We start from the raw sequence: 22,211 nt of genomic DNA, 5'->3' as shown, positions 1-22,211 counted from the left end.
CGAGGACGAGCTGTCCCGGGCCCGCAGGACGCGCGCGAAGGCGACGACCGATTCCGTACCCGTACGACGACGCACCCGGAAGTGATCAGTGATGACCTCGAATCTTGACAGTGCGCCGAAGAAGCTGCGCGAGAACGTCTCCGGTGCGCCCGGTAAGGCCGAATCGGTCTCACCGCTGCAGAAGGCGGCGCAGGGCCTGCTCGGCACCGTGACCGACAAGGCGTTGTCCACCGTCTCCGACAAGGTGGCGGGCGCGACCGGCCGGTTGACCGACTACGCCGAGGGCCGCGGGGGCAGCCTGCTGTCCGCGGTCACCGGCAAGGGCAACGGTGACGGGAACGGGAAGGGCGACGGCACGTCACTGTTCTCCGGGCTGACCGACAAGGTGAAGGACACGGCGTCGAATCTGAAGGACGCGGTCACCGGCGGCGGTGGTGGCGGTAAGGGCAAGAAGCTCAAGTTGACCAACATCGTCGAAACGCTCGATGTCGGTGTCCCGGTCCAACTGGCCTATAACCAGTGGACCCAGTTCGCCGACTTTCCGTCGTTCATGAAGAAGGTCGAACGGGTGGAGCAGGAAGCGGACGAGAAGCTCGAGTGGAAAGCGCAGATCTTCCTGTCGCACCGCACCTGGGAGGCGTCGATCATCGAACAGGTCCCCGATGAGCGGATCGTGTGGCGGTCGAAGGGCGCCAAGGGTTTCATCGACGGTGCGGTGACGTTCCACGAGGTGACTCCCGATCTCACCCGCATCGTTCTGATCCTCGAGTATCACCCGAAGGGCTTGTTCGAGAGGACGGGAAACCTGTGGCGGGCACAGGGTCGGCGAGCGCGCTTGGAGTTGAAGCACTTCGGACGCCACGTCATGACCCAGTCCGTTCTTCATCCGGACGAAGTAGAGGGGTGGCGCGGGGAAATTCGGGACGGCAAAGTTGTCGAACTCGAGGAGTCCGAGGACAACAACGAGGAACCGGCCGACGACGAGACAGCCGACGCCACCGGTGAGCAGGACCGGTCGGACGAGGAGACGGCCGAAGACGAAGAATCCGAGGAAGAGCCGGACGACGAGACCGCCGAATACGAGGACGAAGAATCCGAGGAAGAGCCGGAGAACGAGACCGGGGAGTACGAGGACGAAGAATCCGAGGAGGAGCCGGAGGAGGACACCGCGGAGGAGGAGCCCGAGCCGCGGCGGCGTCGTCCCCGGAAGGCCGCAGCGAAGAAGACCCCTGCAAAGAAGAAGGCAACGCCGCGGCGTAGGACGGGAGCACGCGCATGACCACGGCAGGTGGACCCAGCTCGAGTAGCCTCGCCGACGTCATCGACACCATCCTCGACAAGGGCCTCGTGATCGACGCCTACGTGCGGGTCTCGCTGGTCGGTATCGAACTGCTGACCATCGACGCCCGCGTCGTCGTCGCGAGCGTGGACACCTATCTGCGGTTCGCGGAGGCGGTGAACCGGCTCGAGATCGGCAGCGAACCGAAGGGGCTGTCCGAGATCGTCTCCGGCGCCACCGAGGGCGCTGCCAAGCACAAGACCAAGGGCGCGCTCGAATCGGCCGGGGACAAGCTCGGCGGCCTCTTCGGGGGTGGGGAGGAAGAGGAAGAACCGCAGCGGGAACGAGTGTCGCGCAAATCGACTCGAGGTGACCGGTGATGGCCTCCTCGGAGCAGACGAAGCAGACGACCGGTGTGTATGTCTACGGCATCGCCCCGGCGGTCGTCGAGGTAGCCAAGGATGCGACCGGGGTCGCGGACGGCACCGTGGAACTGGTCACGCAGGGTGACATCGCCGCCCTGGTGAGCGGACTGTCGGTGGACCGGGCGCTCGGCGAACCCGGGGACCTGCGGGCGCATGCGGACCTGCTGGACGGGGTGGCCGGGGTGGCGCCGGTGCTGCCCCTGCGGTTCGGCGCGGTGCTCAGCGACGCCGACGCCGTGCGGGAGGAACTGCTCGCGGCGCACGCGGACGAGTTCGGTACTGCGCTCGGGAAATTGGAGGGCAAGGCCCAATACATCGTGAAGGGCCGGTACGTGGAGAAGGCGATCCTGCGCGAGATCCTCGACGAGGACGAGCAGGCGGCGGCGCTGCGCGAGGAGATCCGCGACAAGTCGGAGGACGCGGGCCGGCAGGCGCGGATGGCCTTGGGGGAACTGGTCAGCAACGCGATCGCCGCCAAACGCGAACAGGACACCCGCAGGGTCGTCGAGGCGCTCGACGACCTCGCCGCTTCAGTGAACGTGCGCGAACCCACTCATGAGCAGGAGGCCGTGCAGGTGGCGATCCTCGCCGACCTCGAGTGTCAGGACGAGCTCGAACGGGTGCTCACCGAGCCGGCCCAGGACTGGGACGGACGGGTGGAGATGAAGCTGCTCGGACCGCAGGCGGCGTACGACTTCGTGGTCACCCCGAAGCCGGAGCGGCAGGGCTGAGGCATGGGTCTGCTCTCACCCGAGCAGGGCCCGCACACCTGGCCCCCGGCGCCGTCGTCATCGACTAACGGACGGCGTGGCCGCAGCGGGTGAATGGAGCGGGTTGCGCCGCAGGTGTCGGTAGCAGGGACCACAGAATGCGCCGAGCGGCAGGGTGGTGTAGATCGCGCGTACCCGCCCGCACGGGCCGCAGGCGTACGTGGGGCGCGGCAGCTCGAGCAGATCGGCTGCCCTGCCGCAGTGCGGCGGTCACGGTTTTGCTGCACACAGGTGACACCGGTTGCGGGTGACACGGGAGGCCCACGTCGAGAGACCGCTGCGACCGGTAGGCATCGCCGGGCGCACGTAGTTCGCTGCACGGACCGACTTCGATCGACGTCCAGCCCTCGTTGGAGCAGGCGTTCTGGGTGGCGACGCCGATGGGACAGCGGTCGGTATGGCATTTCTGCTCCTGGATACAGCCGACGGCGAGCATGGGTTCGCGCGCGACGTTGACCATGTCGCACCCCAGTGCCAATGCCGCGACCGCGTTGTCGGACAGTCCGAGCTTGCCCGAGCCGACGAAGGTGACCTCGTCTGTCAGGCCGGCCTCCGCGAATCGCGAATACACCCGACCTGCGGCTGACTCATGCTTCGGGTGTTCGCGGACCCGCCAGATTCGAGGGTCCGGCGGCGCGACACGCTTTCGGGGTCCGGCGGTGCTGTGGTGAACCTCTTGGGGCGGTGAGGGGATCGCATGGCACCGGTTCGGCGCCTCATGTCGTTGTCGTTGTCTGGGGCTGCCCCAATCGGTGCCGGTTCTTCCGTGCGGTCGGTGTCCGTGGCGGTGGTAGCGCTCGCCGCCGCGGTGAAGACGATCTTCCGCTGACCGCGCGGTGCCGGATCGTGTGGTGCGGCGATCTGCATCCGGGACTTTGCGTCGGAGGGTCGGCCACCGGCTAGGAGACCGGATCGTCGGCTGTTCCGACGCGCGGTGCTCCTTTCGTCCTTCTTGCGGGGCCGAGCGCTTACGATCTGTGGATGCCGAAGCTTCCCGCTCATCACGGTGTCGCCGCGTTGACCGCCCGTGGTGTGGCCGAGGCAGCTGGGGTTCGCCACGGGGTGGCGCACTACCACTTGCGGAAGGCCAAGGAGCGCTGCCCGAGATGCGGGACACCGTGACCCGGCCCTCCGACGTCGCCGCCGTGGTGGCAGGTCTGATCGGCCGCCATCACCGGGTCACCGGCTACGAAGTCGGGCGGGAGAAGATCCGCGAATATGCCCGGGCCGTCCAGGATCGGCATGGCGCCCATCTTCGCGAAGATGCCGCCTACGAGCTCGGATACGACGGGCTGATCGCACCGGTCACGTTCGTCAGTATCCTCGGATCGCTTGCGATCGAGGAGCTGTTCGTGCGGGTTCTGGTCGGTTACGACCTGAGTCAGATGATGCACACCGACCAGCAGCTGATTCTGCATCGGCCGGTGCGGGTCGGGGACCGGCTGGACTGCGACGTCTGCCTGGAGTCGTTCCGGCAGATGGGCGGCACCGACATCATCGTCACTAGGAACCTGATCACCGATCAGCACGAGGATCCGGTGGCCACCACTCGCACCACCCTCATCGCACGCACCGGAGGGGTGGCCGATCCGGAACTGGCCCGGGCGGTCGCCGCGGTGATGATGCACAAGGCGCCCCCACCCCCGGTGCAGTAGTGGCCACAGCAGCCGCTCCACACGCAGGGAAGAACCGTGAACGTGGTTCGGTGTCCGTCCCGCCGGATCCCGGGTCGATGACACGACGGTGACCAACCCAGAGGATCCTGGAGAGGGGGCCGGCCACCACTGGACCGGTCACCGAGCTTGGTGCTCGGTGGGTGGGACACTGCGAGACCAGACATTACCCGTGGTTCAACCGGATGCTGGCGGTCGGAACCGCTGCACTCGGCGACACCGCGGTACTGCGCGACAGGGGCATCACTCGGTGCCCCTGGTGTGCTGTTGGTGCCGCGCACGGAAAAGAGCGCGGTGCCGCTCGAGGACGGCGGCATCGGTATCGCGGAGGATCTGCCGTTGCCGACGGGCGCGGGCATATCGCACGGCGGCACTGCGCTGCCGCAACTGCTGTGCATGGGCGGCCGCGGAGTCGTCGTCGAACAGAACTGCGGCGGCATTGTCGCACTCGATCAGCACCCACTCGAACACCAGCCGGGCCGGGGCGCCGTCGTCGAAGAACACCGGCATCACGCTGCCCTCGAACAGGTCAAGAGGGATACGCGTGAGCCGGTACTGGAGGCGGCCGAGTGCACGTGCCGTGGTAACGACTCCCATGACATGCGATGATAAGCGGCGTTTCGTGCGTACCGTGTCAATGAGTGTGCCTCACAGTCGAACCGAGTCCTGTGTGAGCGGATTCGCCCAGACCTCGACCACGAACAGCCGGTCCCACCCGGGCATCCCATCCCGGTCCGCCGTGCACCGAAACAACTGTGCAAGGCGATCCAGCGGACGTGCTGCACCCGAACTGGTCGTTCGGCGTACGTCCTCGAAAATGACCGCGTCGGCGAGATCCGGTTTCGACTTGAAATGGTGTTACACGGTGCCCACGGCGGCGCCCGATGATCATCTCCAGCGTCGTGTACATACCCGCGCCGGCCGAACTGCTCTCCCGCCCGTTAGGATCCGCGATTGCGCGCTAGGTGATGCCGTCGTTGGATGGACAATCATTCCTTCCGCAAGAAGATCACTTCCCTGCACATTTCTTATGTAAGAGCGTCATGTCGGTGTGGAAACGAGGTAATTCTCGATATGGTTTCGAGGGTGGCTCATGGTGGTGGCTCGACTCCCACCTGGTGAGCCGAGCCACCACCATTTCCGGGCCGTATTCGGCGGTCAGCCGATTCCGATACCGCCGCCGAATGTCACGCTGAGCCATTTCAGGAACGCCGCGAAGGCGACCGAAAAGTCAATACCTGCAGAACCCATGAACTCTTCACTCCTCTTACCTGTTGTCGTTTACGAGATCACCGATCCCGCTTACCGTGCATATCGCACGGAGGTACCCTAAGCGTTTCATCGAAACCGAAATTAGACCCGATCTCGAACTGAACGAAAGATCAATTCTTCGTTGGACGAGTGATCAAAATAAGAAATGGACAAGTGATCAAAATGTGTGGAAAGTCCGAGGTGTTTCGGGGGCTAGGGGAGGGGGCCGGTGCATCCGTGCCTATTATGCGTCCGCACAGACGCCTCGCTCTCCCGCTCGGGCCGCTGCTACTCGCCGCCCTCCTTCTGGCCCTCGTCGTCGCTGCGCAGGTCGCAGCGGTGCGAGCTGACGCCCAGTAGCGCTCGCGACTCGCGAGAGCTGTTGAGCGGCAACTGTTCAAGGTGAAACTTCGGATGCGTCGTCGACGCTTCGAGCAGCGCAAGGCATCAGAGTCGACCGGTGTCGACCCCGTTGCCTGATGGTGTGAATCCCCTGGCGCAGGGTGGCCGTTCTTGCGGCCTGACCGTCAACCGAAGCGTTCACCCACTACGAGGCGTGACCGCCTCCAACAGGCTTGGCGCCTGATCCCTTACGGTCCAATCTGCAACGAGAGCAACGGTATCGGAAGCAGGGCGGGGCAACCGAACTGCGTGTTCGGTCGCCGACCATGTCGGGTGTGCCGGCGGCCATCTGCACCCGTGCGCCGGGGGTGCGGAGGGCGTCCCAGCCGAGGACGGCGTAGGTGGATCCGGTGGCGATCCGTGCTCCGGTTCGAAGCAGGGTGGCGATCTTCATTCGGGGGTGAACCTTCTTTCCGGCTCGCCGCGTGTGAAGTTGCGGGTCAGTGCCGGGATACGTATGGGCGTGTCAGATGCTGAGGAGATTTTCCGTATTCATGTGGGCGATCTGGTGTTTCGCATCTTCGGGCAGGCTCGCTTCCGCGAGGAAGGCGACCGCGCCGTCGTTGCCGATGAAGGGATAGTCGACGGAGTAGAGGATCCGGTCGACGCCGAGGGTTTCGACGCAGTATTGCAGTTGCGCCTGGCTGAACATCCCCGACGGGGTGATGTAGACGTTGCCTCGGACGTAGTCGGAGATGCTGCGCTCGAGCTGTGTCAGGGACTGCGGCAGGGCTTCGTCGAGCCGGTCGAGGTAGAAGGGGATCATCTCGCCCCAGTGGCCGAGAATGAACTGCAGGTTCGGGTAGCGGTCGAGGACTCCGGACAGCACCAGGTGCAGAAAGTGGACGGCGGTTTCCTGGTGCCAGCCCCAGGCGCTGGTCTGCAACCGGGCGGTCACCAGCGGAGCCAGCCCGGCGTAGTTGGAGTCGGACGTTTCGCGGGGTGGCACCGCCGGGTGTAGGTAGATCGGCACGTTGCGGGCGGCGGCGGTGGCCAGGATCGGGTCGAAGCGGGGTGCGTCGAGGAACTCGCCGTCGGTGCGGCCGTTGATCATGGTGCCGACGAATCCCAGTTCGTCGATGCAGCGGGCGAGTTCGGTGGCGGCCGCGGCGGGGGCGGTGGTCGGCAGGGCGGCGAACGCGGCGAAGCGGTCCGGGTGGGCGCGGACGGCGGCTGCGGCGGTGTCGTTGGCGGCGCGGACCAGGTCGGGGGCCACGTCCGCCGGGACCTGCTGGGTAGTCAGGCACGACAGGACCTGCATGCTGATGCCGTGGGAGTCCATGTCGGCGATCCGGCCGTCGCCGAGATCCTGCAGCACCTGCGCAGAGGGGGTGTAGCTGAGCCCGCTGGCAGGATCGTACGCGGCCGCGAAATCCGGGCTCAGCTCTCGGGCAAGGGGGGCGCTGGCAGCGGCGATCGCAGGGTCGAGGTAATGCTCCTCGAGGGTGATGATCCTCATGGGTGCTCCCTATTCGGTGGCGGATCGATGAACGGGTACTCCGGCGATGTAGACGGCGCGGATGGTGCCGGTCGCTGCGATGGAGACGGTGGGGTCACCGTCGACGAGCAGCAGGTCCGAACGCAGTCCGGGACGGATGCGGCCGCGGTCGGGCAGGTCGAACACGTCGGCGGTGCGGCTGGTCGCCGCGCGCAGCGCCTTTGTCGGGGTCAGACCGGCGTCGACGAGCAGTTCGAGTTCGTGGTGCAGGCTCGTCCCGTATGCGACCCGAGTGGGGGCACCGGGTTCGGTGTTGGCGTCCGTGCCCGCCAGTACCGTGACGCCTTCCTGCTGCAGTGCGGTCACGCTGCGCAGCGATCCGGCGAATGCCTGCGCGTTGCCGTGTGACGATGTGATCCCTTCCATCAAGGTCAAGGTGGGGACGGCAACCGCGTCGTTGTCGGCCATGCGTTGTACGGTGTCGGCGTCCAGGGGCGGACCCAGCGGAATGTGGGTGAAAATGTCGGCCCCGGCGACAAGTGCCATCGCGAAGGCACCGGGAGTGGCGGTGTGCGCAATGACCTTCTTCCCGTGTTCGTGTGCAGCGTCCACGAGTGCGGTCAGGGTGGGCTGATCTGGTCCGCCATCGCCGGGTGCCTCGGCCACGATCTTGATGTAGTCGGCGCCCTCGGTGCCGCGTGCATCGACGAATCGCGCTGCCTGGTCGGGGTTGGTGACGACAGCCTCTTCGGGAACGAAGCGGGCATGGTTGCCGGCAGGACCGATCGCAGGCAGGCCGGGGCTGCGGAGGTCGGCGAGACCCTCGCGTCCGGCGATGGCGCGGAGTGAGGCGAGTTTCTCGGCCGGCCAGGTGGCCATGTCGAGGCCGGTGGTCACGCCGAAGCTCGCGAGCTGCTGGAGAGTGTCGCTGCTGTGTAAATGAATGTGTGCGTCGATAAGCCCGGGCAGCAGGGTGGTGCCGTAACCGTCTATGCCGGTGACGGTTTCGCGTCCAAGGTTGGTGCCTGCGGGGTCGATGGCGAGAATCCTGGTGGCGTCGAAGGTGACATCCTTGCGGTCGGGGAGCAGTTGTTCGCCGTCGAACACCCGGACGTCGGTGATACGGGTGGTCATTGCTTGTCCTCCAACCACAGCTGTGCTGATCGTTTGATGGTGGCTTCGAGGTCGCTGCCCTTGGTGGCGAAAGCACCGGTGACAGGGAAGCCGCTCCTGTCGAGCAGGTAAGCCAGGGCGGCGTACTCGGGTGGGTACTTCGCAGTGGTGTCGATGTCGACGATGCCGCAGGGGAAGGTGAACGAGCCCATGTCGTAAATGCTGCGGCGGTCGACGATTTTCCAGATGCCGTCGCGTTTCTCGATGCGGTCGAGGAATCGATTGTGGCTGAGACAGCCGAGCTTCAGTGCCACGTTCTCGGCGACGACCATCGCATTGGTCTCGGCGACCGCCCGGTCTCCGCGAAACGTCACGACCGGAGAAGTGATGACATGCTTGGTCCGCAGATCGGACTCGCCCATCCGCGCGGAAGCATCGACGAAGTCGGTGAACAGCCCTCGGAACCACGTAATTTCGATGACACCATCGGGGTGGAACAACTCCCGCATCGAATCCCACTGGGCGAGGTCGCGCCGGATCCATCCGATCATCAGGTCGTCGATCGATCGTCGGTCGGCGAGGTAGGAATCCATTCGTGTCTTCGCTTTCGTGCTGTATGGGGTCGGGCCCGGAGTGTCGGGCGGTCCTGGTTCAGGGTGCTCTCCAGCTGTCATCATTACAATGAGAAAGATCTGACTGATTGATCATCGTGAATGATGGGTGGTGGTAAGCGGTGGAATTGCGTCATCTGCGGTACTTCGTGGCGGTCGCGGAGGAGCGGCATTTCGGCCGCGCCGCGGAGCGGCTGCATGTGGTGCAGCCGACGCTGAGCATGCAGGTTCGGGCACTCGAGAAGGAACTGGGTGGGCCGTTGTTCGTGCGGACCAGTCGCCGCGTCGAGTTGACCGAGGCGGGCACCGCCTTCCTGGTCGAGGCTCGGCGGGCGCTGGTCCAGGCGGAGTGGGCGAAGACGACGGCGCAGCGCTCCCTGCGTGGTGAGATCGGCTCCGTGCGCGTCGGTTTCGCGGGGGTGGCGGTACTGATCGGCAAGCTCGGGCGGGATCTGGAGGTGTTCCACGGGCGGTACCCGGAGGCTCGGATCGAGGTGCGGGAGCTGGTGCCGCGGGCGCAGGGGGAGGCGATCCTGGCGGGTGAAGTCGACGTCGGGTACAGCCCGGGAATCGGGGCGGTGACGCATCCGGACCTGCGCGCCGACCGAATCGGGACCTCGCCCCTGGTGGTGGCGATGTCGGATCGGCACCGGCTCGCTGACCGGAGCACTGTCCCGTTCCGGGACCTGGGGGATGAACTGCTGCTCGTGTATTCTGACGGCGGCGAGGATGATTCCACAGTTGGTGACCTGCGGGCGCAACTCGGGGGGCATCCCGGGGACCGCGTCCGGCATCTGCCGAGCACTCTGAGCGTGCTTGCCATGGCATCCGCCGGGCTCGGGGTGGCGTTGGTTCCGGCGCAGACCGCGCACGTCGCGATCCCGGGTCTGACGTTTCGTCCCTTGGAAGAATCGGGCGTCGTCGCGGAGTTGCTGGTGCTGAGCCGGCGTGAGGAGACCAGCGGGGCGGCGCGAGCGCTGCTGGAGATCGCGCGCTCGGCGATCGAGTAACCGGGTACACCCCTCCGATGGCCCGGGCAGGTCGGGTGGGGTGTACGACACGTCGATCATGGCTCGGCCGGGGTCGGGGTCGGGGTGGACTGGAACAGCTCGAGACGGAATCCGTCGTCGTACCTCCGCCAGACCGCGGTGGCACGGGCACGGATCTGGCGCGGACCGGTGGGGAAGACCAGGTGCGCGTGCATGCGGTAGGTAAGCGCGATAGCTGATCCCAGAGCAGTGACATGAGGATCCTCGGTGGTGACCGCCGCATACCGGAACTGGCCGGTGGCCAGCTTCGTCAGGTACTCGCGCTTGGTGTCGATCTCGCCCGAGGAGTGAATGTAGAGCGCGCCGTCGGCGATCAGCGAATCCAGGGTGCCCAGGTCGCCGTCGGTCATCGCCACGAGCCGTGCGCTTTCGGCTTCGAGAAGTCCTGCCCGGTCGCCGAAGTCGATCAGGTGTCCGGTCACCGGGTCGGCACCTGATCGCCGAACGGAGCGTCGGGCAGTTTGTTGCGGCACAATCCGGTGAGAATCTCGCGGACACCGTGATCGAGACGGGTGTGGCCGTCGCGGAGGATCGCCGCCAACCGTCGGTAGAACGTCGCAGGCGTGATCCCGAACTGGGGAAGGATGTATTCGTCACCGCCGTCGAACGGCGCCCAGCGCAGGGCGAATCCGATGATCTCGCGTGTCCCTCCGCTGGAGGAGTGTGAATGCTGTTCTGGCTGCAACATCGTTGCCATGGTGTTCACCCCTGATGCGTCGCGTGATGGACCGACGCGGAACCGTCGGCAGAAGGGGCCGCCGACGCATGGCGGGCATACGCCTCCTGTACGGCGGGAACCAGATCGGCAGAGGCCGCGGAATCCGCCCGTTCGGCAACGAGTTTGAGGATGTTGCCGCTGCGCCGGTCAGCAGGAACGTCGTCCCCTCGGGCGGCGATCAGGACGTGGAAGTGTTTGTGGTTCTCCCCGAATGCCATCAAATAGGTTGCGGGGGCACCGGTGACCTCAGTGACCGCCGCCGTCAGATCGCGGACCCGACGGCCGAGGGTGCCCAATTCGGCGTCGTCGAGGCCGGTGATGCGTTCGGCGTGCCGACGGGCCCGCAGGACGAACCAGCCGGGCACCTCCATGCCGGGGACGATTTCTCCGGCCCACAGCGTATCGCGGAAGACGGCCGAGTCCCGGCCGGACTCCTCTTGGACGCACATCAGGCAGTCGGGATGAGTGGTGTTGTCGGACATGGCGTTTCTAACCTTCGCTTCGGTGAGTCAGAGTGCAGGAGCAGGGATGCCACCCCGGCGGTGCGTGCCGTGGGTAACCGACGCGCAGTCGAGGGCGAAGGCAAGCTGCCGCAGATGCAGGGCAGCTCCGCTGAGGTGGTGGTCGAGGCAATGGCCCACACCCGGGACGATCTCGGACGTGACGCGGAGCTCGCCCGGGAACTTCGTCAGGAAGAGTTCGCGGGCATCGCGGGAGGAGTCCCAGAGTGCGTCGAATTCGGCGAGGGCGTGGTGCACCGGGACGTCGATGTCGGCGGCGACAGGGTCGAGCCGGGTGGCCGCCCACCTCGGTGCGGCGGCCAGTTCCACCATGGGCGCGGGGGCGTAGGAGTGCCGTGCTGCCTCGACTGCCGCCGCGGTGTAGCTGCCCGCCGGTCCGTACCACAGCTTTTCCCGCTCGGGTATCGGGACGTCCACGATCCCGTGCAGGGGCAGGGTGCCGAGTTCTTCGGCCGCGCCGTGAGAGGGAATGCGTGCGCCCATCCCCGTGGCCGAGATCCCGAACAGACACCAGGAAGGACGCCGGGCGGCGATCTCGAGGCCGATCATCCCTCCGATGGAATGCCCCACGAGTACGACACCGGCCGCGTTGTCGTGCGAGGCGAGCAATTCTTCGATGCCGTTGTCGAGTAGTTCGGCTTGCCGGGCGAACGTGTTCTCTTCCGCAAGAAGAGGGTCGCTGTCGCCGTATCCGGGGCGGTCGATCGTGATCAGGTCGAATCCATTGCGGTTGGCGATTTCCGCAAAGGATCCGGCAGACGAGCCCGGCACGTCGAAGTACAGCCCGGTATAGAGACCACCGTGCAGGGCAACGAGCAAGGGCGCATTCGGGTTCCGGTGCTCCGAGGGATACAGGTGCGCCGCAAGGCGGTGGCCCTGTACCACGGTGCTGAGTGTGCGCATGAGGTTGTCTCCGTTCGGGTGAGGCGGATGGGTGTGAGCGCCGTCAGCCGCCTCATCCGCGGGTTGGATGGTCAGATGAGAGGTGTGATCTGGTCGTCGCGACCGAGGAGGGCCTTGCCGTAGACCTCGTAGTTGACTGCAGGCAAGGTGACCGCATGGCGTGCAGCGACATTCGAGTCGCGCCAGATGCGTTGTAGCGGGTTGTTCTCCCCGAAGCTGCCGGCGCCGTGTGCGGAGACGAGGATGTTGATGGCCTTGGTGATGTGGTCGAGGACCCAGCCGGTGTCGGCGCGGACACGGGTACGGGCGATCACGTCGGGGTAGACGCCGCTCGCGGCGGCGGTGTCGATGTCGTCGGCGGCCCGGTAGGCGTGCAGGTGGGCGGTGTCGATGAGCATCGCGGCCTCGGCGATCTGGAGCTGGAAGGCCACCGAGTCGGACTGGGCGGTGTAGAAGGTGTAGGAAATGGCCTTCGTGTCGGCTTTGGCGGTGACCAGTTCGAGGGCCTTGCGTCCCATCCCGAGCTGGGGGCCGGCAAGCACGAGCGAGAGCAGCGGAACGAATGCCGACCGGTACAGGATCTCGTCGGTGTGCTCGGTGGCGTAGTCGCCGCCGATCGCGGCGGGGACGGGCAGGATGCGGTGCTCGGGGACGAATACGTCGGTGGCGATCAGGCAGTTCGACCCGGAGGATTTCATGCCGGCGACGAACCAGGTTTCCTCGAAACTGAGATCCGCGCGGGGGATCAGGGCAAGTCCCTGGTCGATCACCTCGCCGTCCGCGTTGGTGATCGGGATGCCCAGGACCGCCCAACTCGCGTGCCAGGAGCCGGAGTTGTAGTACCAGCGGCCGGTCACCGTGAAGCCGCCGTCGACCTTCACTGCCTCCGAGGTCGGGGAGAGAACTCCGGACACCTTCGCATCAGGCGTGTCGGCCCAGACGTCGTCCTGTGCCTGTTCGGGGAACAGGCCGGTCAGCCAGGCGCAGACGTTGCAGAGGGTGACCACCCAAGCGGTGCCGCCGTCGGCCTCGCCGACTGCGGCGGACACGTCGAGCATGGTGCGCATCGAGGTCTCGTAGCCGCCGTAGCGGCGGGGCTGGGCGACCTTGAAGGCGCCGGCGTCGGTGAGGGCGGTGATCGACTCCTCGACGACGCGGCGGTCCGCTTCTCCTTGCGCGGAGTTCTTCGCCAGCACTGGCTGCAGATCGCGGACGCGGCCGACGATCTCGTCGGCACTGGGGACGGTGGTGGGCGGGGCATCGGTGACGGTAGTCATAGGGAATTCCTTCGAAGTTCTTCGGACGGGGGAGGGCGGCCTTACCGGACCGGACGGGGCCGTCAGTCCGGGGTGCAGGCGGTGATGTGGTCGATGATCGGTCGGCGGGGACGTTCGGTGAACCGGGAGTGGGTGCCGAAGGTGCGATTGGCGTAGACCAGCGGCGGCCGTTCGACATTGCAGGCTGTGGTAACCAGCCCGATCAGGAGCAGGTGATCACCGCCCTCGACGGTGTCGTACAGCTCGCAGGTCACCCAGCCGGCGGCATCGTCGAGGCGGGGAAGCCCGGTGTCGGTGTGCCACGGGGTTCCGGCGAAACGTTCGCCGCCGGTACCGCGGCTGGCGAAACGCATCGCGAGGTCCTCTTGCCCGTGGTGGAGCAGGTTGACCCCGAACCGGCCCGCGGCCACGATCCGGGCCAGCAGTGCCGACCGGCGGTCGAAGGCCACGGTGATCAGCGGCGGATCCTGGGACAGGGCCGCGAACGAGCTCGCCGTCGCCCCGTGCGGGCCGTCGCCGTCGGTGGTGGTCACGATCGTCACTGGAGCGCAGACCCGGGCCATCAGATCCCGGAAACGCTTCGGATCGATGCCGGACTCGGTGGTGGGCGCGATGTCGGAGGTGGTGGTCATGATGGGCCTCCCCGGGGCGTGGGTGGGTGGGTCAGGTCAGTGGGCGCCGACGAGGACGGTCATCGGGTCGGGCAGATCGGCCTTCAGAGCCCAGACACGGTTGGTGAGTTCGTCGACGGAAGCACCCCTGCGGCGGGCAACCAGCATCGCCTCGGGATCGAACGCGGGCCCGACGGAGTCGCCGGCGTACTCGGGACCGTGCATGTACTCCGTGGCCTGCTCGGGTTCGGCGAAGTTGTCGATCTGCATCTCGACGAAGTTGTCGTCCGGGTCCTGGTAGTACAGCGAGGTGGTCACCCCGTGTGCGATGGAGACGGCGGGCAGAACCTCCTTGTCGCGGAGCAGCTCGTAGCGGTCGAGGAGGTCGTCGAGGTGGTCGAAGGTGTAGGCGACGTGATGCGCGGCCGCGGTGATCGGGCTCTTGCGCTCGAGCGGCATGGGTGGGGTCAGCAGGGCGACGCGGTGGTGTTCCTCGTCGAAGGTGATGAAGCACAACGCCTTGTCCTGGTAGACGACGTGGCCGTCGAGGACGGTGCAGTAGAAGTCCCGCATTTCGGTGGGCTGGGCGGTCTGGAAGACAACGTGCGCGAATTTCGGGGTTGCCGACATGACGGTTCACTCTCCTGTGGAGGGGTGCGCAAAGCACCGCTGGCTACGTTGGTGAAACGGGTGAGCTTGTCCGGCAACGGGTTCGCGTGTGCATCCCCCAGGGCCGGGACCCCTTCCGGGGCGATCGGTGACCTGAGACTGCCGCTTCGTTTCGTGTTACTTAGTGGTCTGATTCGTTAATTCGTCGGGGGTTGTTGCCAGGCGGTGGGGTCGGCGAGGTAGAGCCCGCAGGCGCAGTCGAGTGCGTCCTCGGGGGTGCCGGCGAAGGCGCCGCTGGGCAGGATCGAGTCCTGGTACTTGCCGGTGCTGGCGAGATGGATCGCGAATCCCCACGAGCGGGCCGATCCTCCGTAACGCAGCCGCATCAGCGGTAGGACGGTGCCGTCCGGCAGTATCGCGTCGACGTAGGCGAAGGATCCTCGAAATCGGGCGTCGACGTCACGCAGTTGCGGCCAGCGGGCGCGGGCATGGTCGAACAACCGAAGGCGCAGCGAGTTCTTCGTCGATTCCGGTGGTGTCGGCACAGGGTTCATCGTGCCCGATGACCACCCGTGTCGGTCACCTATCTCGGGGGTGTCGCACGCGAAGGTTGTGGCATGTGTGATGAATGTGACCTGATGGTGCTGCTGTGGTGATGGTCAGTCCGTTCCAGGTCGCGTTGGACGACGTCGACCGCGTCGAGCTCGAACGGCGGGTGCGGGCGGGCAACACCCCGCAGAAGGTGGTGCTGCGCGCGGTGATCGTGTTGCTGGCCGCCGACGGCGCCTCGAACGCGGCCATCGCCGACGAACTCGGCATCTGCGTCGATACCGCCCGCAAGTGGCGGGCCCGGTTCTGCGCCAAGGGTATCAAGGCACTGGTCGACGCGCCCCGCTCGGGGCGCCCACCGGTGTACACACCCACGGACGTGGCCCGGGTCAAGGCGTGGGCGTGCGAGTTGCCGGCCGAACACCAGCTGCCCCTGTCTCGGTGGAGCGCCCCGGAACTGGCCCGCCAGCTACTGACCGACGGGATCGGCGCCTCGGTGTCGACGGTCCGCCGCTGGCTCGCCCAGGACGCCCTCAAACCCTGGCAGTACCAGTCGTGGATCTTCATCCGGGATCCACGGTTCGAGACCAAGGCGGCGGTGGTGTTGGACCTGTACGCCCGCAGGTACGACGGCATCGCGCTGGGCGCGGACGAGTACGTGATCTCCGCGGACGAAAAACCCTCCATCCAGGCCCGCCGACGCTGCCATCCCACCCAGCCGGCCGGTAAGGGACGTCCGATGCGCGTCAATCACGACTACCGCCGCGGTGGGGCGTTGGCGTATCTGGCGGCCTACGACGTCCACCATGCCCGAGTGTTCGGTCGATGCGAACAGTCCACCGGCATAGTGCCGTTCACCGACCTGGTCGATCAGGTCATGACCTGCGAGCCCTACGCCTCTGCGGAGCGGGTGTTTTGGATCGTCGACAACGGATCCTCGCACCGGGGCCGGGCCGCGATCGATCGGCTGTCCGCGAGGTATCCGAACGCGGTGATGGTGCACACCCCGGTGCACGCGTCGTGGCTCAATCAGGTCGAGATCTTCTTCTCCATAGTCCAACGCAAAGTGCTCTCGCCCAACGATTTCGAAGACCTCGATGCTGTCGAACGGCGCCTGCTCGCCTTCGAGGAACGGTACAACGCCACCTCCGTGCCGTTCAAGTGGCGGTACACCACCACCGACCTGCACCGACACCTCGAACGACTCGACCTCCACGACCGAACCCTGCAAGCGGCATGACCCCCGACGAATTAACGAATCAGACCACTTAGCTCACTTCCGGTTGAGATTCACGTTAGAGCCGGCGCGGGGGTCTGAATATCCGGTTTGCGCTACCGTTCGTCCAGTAGGCGAACCGGTGCAGAGCGTTGCTGACAGGGCAACGACGCCGTCGTCAGCTCGAGCGAGTGCCGAGTGTCCGCGAGGGAGTTTCGCCGAATTTCTGCTCGTAATACTGCGCGAACCGGCCGAGGTGGTTGAACCCCCACCGGAACGCGACCTCACTCACCGTGCAGTCGGGGTCGCGTTCGAGCAGATCGGTCCGCACCCCGTCGAGGCGCAGATTGCGCACATACTCCGACGGGCTCATCTCGAACCGATCGAGGAACAGTTTCTGCAGTTGCCGTACGCCGACCCCGGCGGCCTCGGCGAGATCGGAGACAGTGTGCTGGGCCCCCGGTGCCGCCTGAAGTAGGTCGAGGACTTTGCGCACCGCTGCCGGATTGCCGGAGTCCCCGCCGCTGCTGAGGATCGCTTCGCTCATCGAGTGCCCCTGATTGGCCAGCAACCCGCTGATCAGGGCACGTTCGAGGTGGCTGACCTGCGCGATCAGGGCAGGATCAGGCATCGGCCCGGGGTCGGCGATCGTGTCGAGCAGGAGCTGCAGGGTCGACGCCCACCGCCGGCCGGCGGGAGTGGTCAGGTCGAAACCGATGTCGAAGCGCACCCGCCCGTTCACCGGCCGGCCAAGAATCCGACCGAGTTCCTGTTCGAGCGCGGCCCGATCGATCTTGATGCTGACCTGGGTGTTGTCGGCGGCCCACCGCGACAGGAAGGTGTGCTGGCCGGGGGTGTACACCGCCGCCCGCTGCGGGGTCGCCACCACATTCTGCGGGCCGCAGCTGGTTTCCAGCGAGCCCGTGAGCGGTAGGTCGATGTGGTAGCCACAGACATCGCCCGGGTCGATGAGGACATCGGCGCCGAAGCGGACGATGCCGACGGTCATGTGGGTCAGGCGTACCGCCAGCATCCGCGCATCCGACAGCTGCTGAGTCCCACCGACGATCTCGAGCCGCGCTGGGTAAAAGGCATCGTTGATCTTGGTGCGATAGACGTCGAAGTCGTCGGTGGCGCAAAAGATCCCGCGACGAGACCGAGCGGTCTCGTCGGTGAATGCTGACGCCGGCACATCGACCATGGTTGATCCTTGCTTCCTGGTGTTCTCGGCCCATGGTACGAGCCCGGTTGTGCTGGGACCACTGCCGCAATGGGGATACTTCGCGGGTCGGACGTTCCGGTGCGCGTATCGGATAGCTCCACGGGTGTGTCTCCGCATAGGTTCGAGTCGACCATGACCTGGGTCACACTTTATAGCTCACTGTTCGAGGCATTGTCATCCACCTCGGGCAGTACCACGACGAAATTGAGGATTTCATGCGGTTAGCCAATATCGATGACCGTGCCGCTCTGGTGGCCGGCGAGGTCGGAGCCGAGCAGGCGGTGGATCTGGCCACCGCGTCACGGGGCCGATTCGGTCCCGCACTGGCCGACATCTACCCCGTGTGGGAAGAGGTCATCGCGTGGGCGGCGGACGAGGATCTGTCCGCTCTCGCCAGAAACGGGTTTCCGATCGACCGGAGCCGGCTCGGGGCGCCGTCCCCCGCTCCGTGGCAGGTGTTCGCCATCGGCTTGAACTACCACGATCACGCGGCCGAGTCCGGATTCGACTCACCCACTGCGCTGCCGCCGGTGTTCACCAAGTATGTCTCCAGCTTTTCCGGACCCGACAGCGAGGTGAGCATCCCGGCCGGCGGCAATGTCGACTGGGAGGTGGAGTTGGTCGTCGTCATCGGCCGCGAGACGAGCCGCGTCGCCGCCGCCGACGCCTGGTCGCACGTGGCGGGTCTGACGGTGGGGCAGGACATCTCCGAACGCATCTCGCAGTTGCGCGGCCCGGCAGCCCAGTTCGGGTTGGGCAAGTCCTTTGCCGGTTTCTCCCCGCAGGGGCCGTGGCTGGTCACCCCCGACGAGTTCGCGCACCCCGACGACCTGGAGTTGGGCTGTGCCATCGACGGCGAGGAGGTTCAGAAAAGTCGGACCAGCGATCTGATCTTCCCGGTGCCGTCGGTGATCGCCGCCCTGTCGGAAATTGTGACTCTCCATCCTGGAGACGTGATCTTCACCGGCACTCCCGCCGGAGTGGGTATCGGGCAGAAGCCGCCGCGGTTCCTGCAGCCGGGTGAGCAGCTGACCAGCTGGATCGACGGAATCGGCGAGCTGCACCAGCGGTTCGTCGCCGACCCCCGGTAACTGGTGCCACACACGTAGGTTCGCCCTGGGCGCTTGGCCCAGGGCGAACCCACGTTCGGCCATAGACCCGAGGAAGTCGCAGGATTTCTCTGCCGATAACTCTCTGCGGCAATATCATTGGCGAATCCGGTGAGACCGAATCGTCGTCGGAGGCTGCGGAACGTCCGCCTCCAGACTGTGGTGGTGCGCGAGGTTCCAAGCGATGGTCATCGCGGTCGAGCGATTTCACTCCTCCGTCGCGGCCGGTGCCTGCAGCGGTCCGTATTCCGCTGCATCTTCGTCGTCGAAGAGGGGGCGGATGTCTTTGGCAGCCATGATCTCATCGTTGCTCGCGCCGGCGGCGATCATCGGCCACACGAGGGCGTCGTCGCTGACGACGAAGTCGATCACCACCGGCCGGTCGGTGATCGCTCGCGCGTGTGCGATGACAGTGTCGACGTCGTCCTCTCGCTCACAGCGCAGGGCGACGCAGCCGAGTGCGTCGGCAAGTTTGACGAAGTCGGGGATCCGGCGCGAGTGGGTGGCGAGGTCGATGCTGGAGTAACGTCCGTCGTAGTGGATGGCCTGGAGTTGTTTCACCATGCCGAGGTTGCCGTTGTTGATGACGGCCACCTTGATCGGAACACCTTCGATCGCGGCGGTGGCCAGTTCCTGATTGGTCATCTGGAAGCAGCCGTCGCCGTCGATTGCCCACACTTCGCATTCGGGCGCAGCTATTTTCGCGCCGAGTGCGGCGGGAACGGCGTATCCCATCGTGCCGAGGCCGCCGGAATTCAGCCACGTCCGAGGCTTCTCGAAGTCGATGAAATGCGCCGCCCACATCTGATGCTGGCCGACACCCGAGACGAAGATCGCGTCGGGGCCCGCCGCCTTCCCGATCGCCTCGATGACCAGTTGCGGTGAGAGCGTCCCGTCGGCCGGGCGGTCGTAGCTCACCGGGTAAGTGTGTCGCACTTCGTCCAGCGATCCCCGCCACCCGTCGAGATCGAGGACGGCCTGAGGTTCGAGGCTGAGGGCGTCAATGAGTGCGCGGACGATCTTCTTGCAGTCACCAACGATGGGGACATCCACCTCCCGGTTCTTGCCGATCTCGGCGGGGTCGATGTCGGCGTGGATGACGCGCGCGTTGGGGGCGAAGGACGCGGTGTGGCCGGTGACGCGGTCGTCGAATCGTGCGCCGAGGGTAATCAGGAGGTCGCTGCGCTGCAGGGCGGCCACGGCGGCCACGGTCCCGTGCATGCCCGGCATGCCGTAGTGCAATGGGTGGCTGCCGGGGAACGCGCCGAGCGCCATCAGTGTGGTGACGACGGGAATGCCGGTCAGTTCGGCGAGCTCACGCAATTCGGTTGCGGCACCGGACTTGATCGCGCCGCCGCCGACGTAGAGCACCGGGGCGGCGGCGGAGTTGATCAGCGCGGCGGCCGCGCGGATCTGCTTGGAGTGCGGTGTGGTGGTAGGACGGTAGCCGGGCAGACGCCGCTCCGGCGGCCACGAGAATGTGGTCGTCGCCTGCAGGACGTCCTTCGGGATGTCGACGAGCACCGCGCCGGGCCGACCGCTCGACGCGATGTGGAAGGCCTCGGCGATGGTTCGGGGAATGTCCGCGGGGTCGGTGACAAGGAAGTTGTGTTTGGTGATCGGCATGGTGATGCCGCAGATGTCGGCTTCCTGAAAGGCGTCGGTGCCGATGAGCCCGCGGCCGACCTGTCCGGTGATCGCGACGACCGGAACGGAGTCCATCTGCGCGTCGGCGAGCGGAGTCACGAGGTTGGTTGCGCCGGGGCCGGACGTCGCCATGCAGACGCCGACCTTCCCTGATGCTTGGGCGTACCCGGTGGCGGCGTGTCCGGCACCCTGCTCGTGACGGACCAGCACGTGCCGCACCCGGGTCGATTCCAGCAGGGGGTCGTAGACGGGCAGGATCGCGCCGCCCGGAATGCCGAACACACAGTCGACGTCGAGTTCTTCGAGGGACCGCACGACTGCCTGCGCTCCGGTGACGCGTTCGGGTAGGTGTCGGATCTCGGCGTGGGTTTGCTGTTCCTCACGGAGTCGGGTGGGTGCACTCACGGGGATGTCCTCTGAATCTGGTTCGGCTGTCGAATCGGCACAGCCGGGCGAAGGAGCAGATTTCTGGCTTCGCGGCCTGCCGGACATCCTCGGGATCGGAGGATGGTGCGCAAGAAGGGTGCAGTGCTCGATGATAGGTGAGCACGAGTGCCGAGTGAAACACGACCATCGCTTGACGGCAATCGGCTCCAACCAGTTTCAGCAATCTGCGCGCGGCATCCGCGTCGAGGCGCGTGGCCGTGGGCAGAATGCCCAACGCGATTGAAGTCAGGACGAATTGGCGAGGGGGGTCAGCAGCGGCGTCACGCGGAAGTCGACCAGTTTGCGCATCACGAGAGAGGTGGTGGTCTGTTCAACCCAGTCGATGTCGAGAATCCGGCCGGCGATCCGATAGAGGTCTTCGGCGTCGCGGTCGACGACGTGGACGAGAAGGTCTGCGACGCCGCTGAGTCCGTGCACCTCGGCCACTTCCGGGACACCGTCGAGTGCGTCTGCGATCTGGCCTAGTTTGCGCTGGATGGCGCTGGTCAGGATGAACGCGGTCAGTGGGTATCCGAGGGCACCGGGGTCGATCCGGCGTTCGAAAGAGTGCAGCGCACCCTGTTTCTCGAGCTCGCCCAGACGGGCTTGCACGGTGTTGCGGGACAGTCTCGTCTTGTCGGCCAGGCCGATCACGGTGGCACGGGGTTCCTCGTCAGGGCGGCGAGAATCTTGGCGTCGATGGAGTCGACGGTGGTCGTGGTGGGCATTGTGCCAACCTCCAACAGGGTGTGAGGGCGTAGCGGTACGCAGAATGCTGAAATTCTGCGGTCAGTATTGCGGGAAGTGTATTCCGGTGGTCGACTGTGGCGGGAGATCCACACACGGATCTCGTCATACCGACGGCGCCACGCCGCTCGCAGGCAGGTTTCGTGCCCACAGGTCCGCTTACCCGCCACAGCCTCTCCGCCTCGCTCACGACCTGGGCACCGCGGAATCACCGGCCTCTTGTGGTCCTCGACGTAACTCCGGGCAACGATCGCAACGGTGGACACAGTTCGTCTAGTGGACGGCTCATCGCGCAAACCGGCTAGTCGCGGCGGGGGGCCGACCCTACCGTAGGCCTCTAGCGTGACCTGGATGACAACCCGTCGAGTAGACCGCCTCACGGTGAGGCCTTCTATCGACCAAGAGATGTCGAAAACACACACCCACAGCCCCACTGAGCTACAGCCAGGAAGTGACCCATGACCGCGACGACCTCATCCGCCGACCCACACGCCCCGATCGCCGGTGACAACTCGGACACGCTGCGTGACATCGAGCAGCGCGTGTTGTGGTTGGCGACCGCAATGATCCACCACGCCAACCGGGTTCGCCCGAATCCGACGGGGTTGAAGGTGGGTGGGCATCAGGCGTCGTGTGCGTCGATGG

Annotated in this window: 22 protein-coding genes and 2 pseudogenes; 8 read left to right on the top strand and 16 right to left on the bottom strand. The window is 66.0% G+C overall.

Annotated elements, in window-relative coordinates; genetic code table 11:
• Positions 1–91: 91 nt before the first annotated feature.
• The 3 genes from P3H15_RS48300 to P3H15_RS48290 are packed head-to-tail and all read left to right on the top strand — an operon-like array spanning position 92 to position 2,435.
• Positions 92–1,279 (top strand): SRPBCC family protein, encoded by a 1,188-nt coding sequence (locus P3H15_RS48300; RefSeq protein ID WP_276143843.1) that lies wholly within the window; start codon positions 92–94, stop codon positions 1,277–1,279.
• Positions 1,276–1,659, top strand: coding sequence for a gas vesicle protein GvpJ (gene gvpJ / locus P3H15_RS48295; RefSeq protein WP_276143842.1), 384 nt, complete (start codon positions 1,276–1,278; stop codon positions 1,657–1,659). Before P3H15_RS48300 ends, gvpJ begins: the two co-directional genes overlap by 4 nt.
• Positions 1,659–2,435, top strand: a complete 777-nt coding sequence (locus P3H15_RS48290) for a GvpL/GvpF family gas vesicle protein (RefSeq protein ID WP_276143841.1) — start codon at positions 1,659–1,661, stop codon at positions 2,433–2,435. Before gvpJ ends, P3H15_RS48290 begins: the two co-directional genes overlap by 1 nt.
• Before the next feature lie 339 nt (positions 2,436–2,774).
• Here P3H15_RS48290 and P3H15_RS48285 read toward each other — a convergent pair.
• Positions 2,775–3,048 (bottom strand): annotated as a pseudogene (locus P3H15_RS48285) (glutamate synthase-related protein); the annotation flags it as partial.
• A gap of 532 nt (positions 3,049–3,580) precedes the next feature.
• Between P3H15_RS48285 and hadA the strand changes: the two are divergent.
• A complete protein-coding gene (hadA, locus tag P3H15_RS48280; RefSeq protein WP_276143840.1) occupies positions 3,581–4,129 on the top strand; it encodes a (3R)-hydroxyacyl-ACP dehydratase subunit HadA in 549 nt (182 codons plus the stop codon).
• Between the two features lie 261 nt (positions 4,130–4,390).
• On the opposite strand, the gene P3H15_RS48275 is transcribed toward hadA, so the two are convergent.
• The 4 genes from P3H15_RS48275 to P3H15_RS48260 form a co-directional block, all read right to left on the bottom strand.
• Positions 4,391–4,744, bottom strand: a complete 354-nt coding sequence (locus P3H15_RS48275) for a hypothetical protein (RefSeq protein WP_276143839.1) — start codon at positions 4,742–4,744, stop codon at positions 4,391–4,393.
• Between the two features lie 1,522 nt (positions 4,745–6,266).
• Complete coding sequence (locus tag P3H15_RS48270; RefSeq protein WP_276143838.1) at positions 6,267–7,259, bottom strand: amidohydrolase family protein; 993 nt, start codon at positions 7,257–7,259, stop codon at positions 6,267–6,269.
• 9 nt (positions 7,260–7,268) lie between these two features.
• Positions 7,269–8,372: an amidohydrolase family protein gene (locus tag P3H15_RS48265; protein WP_276143837.1), complete on the bottom strand. Its 1,104-nt coding sequence runs from the start codon at positions 8,370–8,372 to the stop codon at positions 7,269–7,271.
• Positions 8,369–8,944, bottom strand: a complete 576-nt coding sequence (locus tag P3H15_RS48260; RefSeq protein ID WP_276143836.1) for a nuclear transport factor 2 family protein — start codon at positions 8,942–8,944, stop codon at positions 8,369–8,371. Before P3H15_RS48260 ends, P3H15_RS48265 begins: the two co-directional genes overlap by 4 nt.
• A gap of 140 nt (positions 8,945–9,084) precedes the next feature.
• Between P3H15_RS48260 and P3H15_RS48255 the strand changes: the two genes are divergently transcribed.
• On the top strand, positions 9,085–9,972 hold the full coding sequence (locus tag P3H15_RS48255) for a LysR substrate-binding domain-containing protein (protein WP_276143835.1): 888 nt from the start codon (positions 9,085–9,087) through the stop codon (positions 9,970–9,972).
• A 56-nt stretch (positions 9,973–10,028) separates the two neighbouring features.
• Here the strand turns inward: P3H15_RS48255 and P3H15_RS48250 are convergent, their stop codons facing one another.
• The 8 genes from P3H15_RS48250 to P3H15_RS48215 form a co-directional block, all read right to left on the bottom strand.
• Positions 10,029–10,433, bottom strand: a complete 405-nt coding sequence (locus P3H15_RS48250) for a nuclear transport factor 2 family protein (protein ID WP_276143834.1) — start codon at positions 10,431–10,433, stop codon at positions 10,029–10,031.
• Complete coding sequence (locus P3H15_RS48245) at positions 10,430–10,699, bottom strand: hypothetical protein (protein WP_276143833.1); 270 nt, start codon at positions 10,697–10,699, stop codon at positions 10,430–10,432. Before P3H15_RS48245 ends, P3H15_RS48250 begins: the two co-directional genes overlap by 4 nt.
• Positions 10,700–10,713: 14 nt before the next feature.
• Positions 10,714–11,211, bottom strand: coding sequence for a hypothetical protein (locus P3H15_RS48240; protein ID WP_276143832.1), 498 nt, complete (start codon positions 11,209–11,211; stop codon positions 10,714–10,716).
• A 27-nt stretch (positions 11,212–11,238) separates the two neighbouring features.
• The gene (locus P3H15_RS48235) at positions 11,239–12,153 is read right to left on the bottom strand and encodes an alpha/beta hydrolase family protein (RefSeq protein ID WP_276143831.1); all 915 of its coding nucleotides are present in this window, start codon (positions 12,151–12,153) and stop codon (positions 11,239–11,241) included.
• Positions 12,154–12,224: 71 nt separating this feature from the next.
• Positions 12,225–13,430: an acyl-CoA dehydrogenase family protein gene (locus P3H15_RS48230; protein ID WP_276143829.1), complete on the bottom strand. Its 1,206-nt coding sequence runs from the start codon at positions 13,428–13,430 to the stop codon at positions 12,225–12,227.
• A 62-nt stretch (positions 13,431–13,492) separates the two neighbouring features.
• On the bottom strand, positions 13,493–14,062 hold the full coding sequence (locus P3H15_RS48225) for a flavin reductase family protein (protein ID WP_276143828.1): 570 nt from the start codon (positions 14,060–14,062) through the stop codon (positions 13,493–13,495).
• A gap of 36 nt (positions 14,063–14,098) precedes the next feature.
• Positions 14,099–14,671, bottom strand: coding sequence for a VOC family protein (locus tag P3H15_RS48220; protein ID WP_276143827.1), 573 nt, complete (start codon positions 14,669–14,671; stop codon positions 14,099–14,101).
• 176 nt (positions 14,672–14,847) lie between these two features.
• Positions 14,848–15,195 carry a hypothetical protein gene (locus tag P3H15_RS48215; protein ID WP_276143826.1) on the bottom strand — a complete coding sequence of 116 codons (348 nt, stop codon included), beginning with the start codon at positions 15,193–15,195 and terminating at the stop codon, positions 14,848–14,850.
• Between the two features lie 110 nt (positions 15,196–15,305).
• On the opposite strand from P3H15_RS48215, the gene P3H15_RS48210 reads away from it, so the two are divergent.
• Positions 15,306–16,439, top strand: coding sequence for an IS630 family transposase (locus P3H15_RS48210; RefSeq protein WP_276143844.1), 1,134 nt, complete (start codon positions 15,306–15,308; stop codon positions 16,437–16,439).
• A 154-nt stretch (positions 16,440–16,593) separates the two neighbouring features.
• On the opposite strand, the gene P3H15_RS48205 is transcribed toward P3H15_RS48210, so the two are convergent.
• The gene (locus P3H15_RS48205) at positions 16,594–17,616 is read right to left on the bottom strand and encodes an AraC family transcriptional regulator (protein ID WP_276143825.1); all 1,023 of its coding nucleotides are present in this window, start codon (positions 17,614–17,616) and stop codon (positions 16,594–16,596) included.
• 236 nt (positions 17,617–17,852) lie between these two features.
• Between P3H15_RS48205 and P3H15_RS48200 the strand changes: the two genes are divergently transcribed.
• Positions 17,853–18,728: a fumarylacetoacetate hydrolase family protein gene (locus P3H15_RS48200; RefSeq protein WP_276143824.1), complete on the top strand. Its 876-nt coding sequence runs from the start codon at positions 17,853–17,855 to the stop codon at positions 18,726–18,728.
• 225 nt (positions 18,729–18,953) lie between these two features.
• Here P3H15_RS48200 and P3H15_RS48195 read toward each other — a convergent pair whose 3' ends face one another.
• Together P3H15_RS48195 and P3H15_RS48190 are read right to left on the bottom strand one after the other, a co-directional pair.
• On the bottom strand, positions 18,954–20,798 hold the full coding sequence (locus tag P3H15_RS48195) for an acetolactate synthase large subunit (RefSeq protein WP_346348870.1): 1,845 nt from the start codon (positions 20,796–20,798) through the stop codon (positions 18,954–18,956).
• Between the two features lie 267 nt (positions 20,799–21,065).
• Positions 21,066–21,547: pseudogene (locus tag P3H15_RS48190) on the bottom strand (Lrp/AsnC family transcriptional regulator).
• 477 nt (positions 21,548–22,024) lie between these two features.
• Between P3H15_RS48190 and P3H15_RS48185 the strand changes: the two are divergent.
• A partial coding sequence (locus P3H15_RS48185) for a hypothetical protein (protein ID WP_276143821.1) occupies positions 22,025–22,211 on the top strand: 187 nt, incomplete at its 3' end.

It is taken from the genome of Rhodococcus sp. T2V, from assembly GCF_029269925.1.
GTDB lineage: Bacteria > Actinomycetota > Actinomycetes > Mycobacteriales > Mycobacteriaceae > Rhodococcus_F > Rhodococcus_F koreensis.
This window is presented reverse-complemented; position numbering and strand designations above follow the sequence as displayed.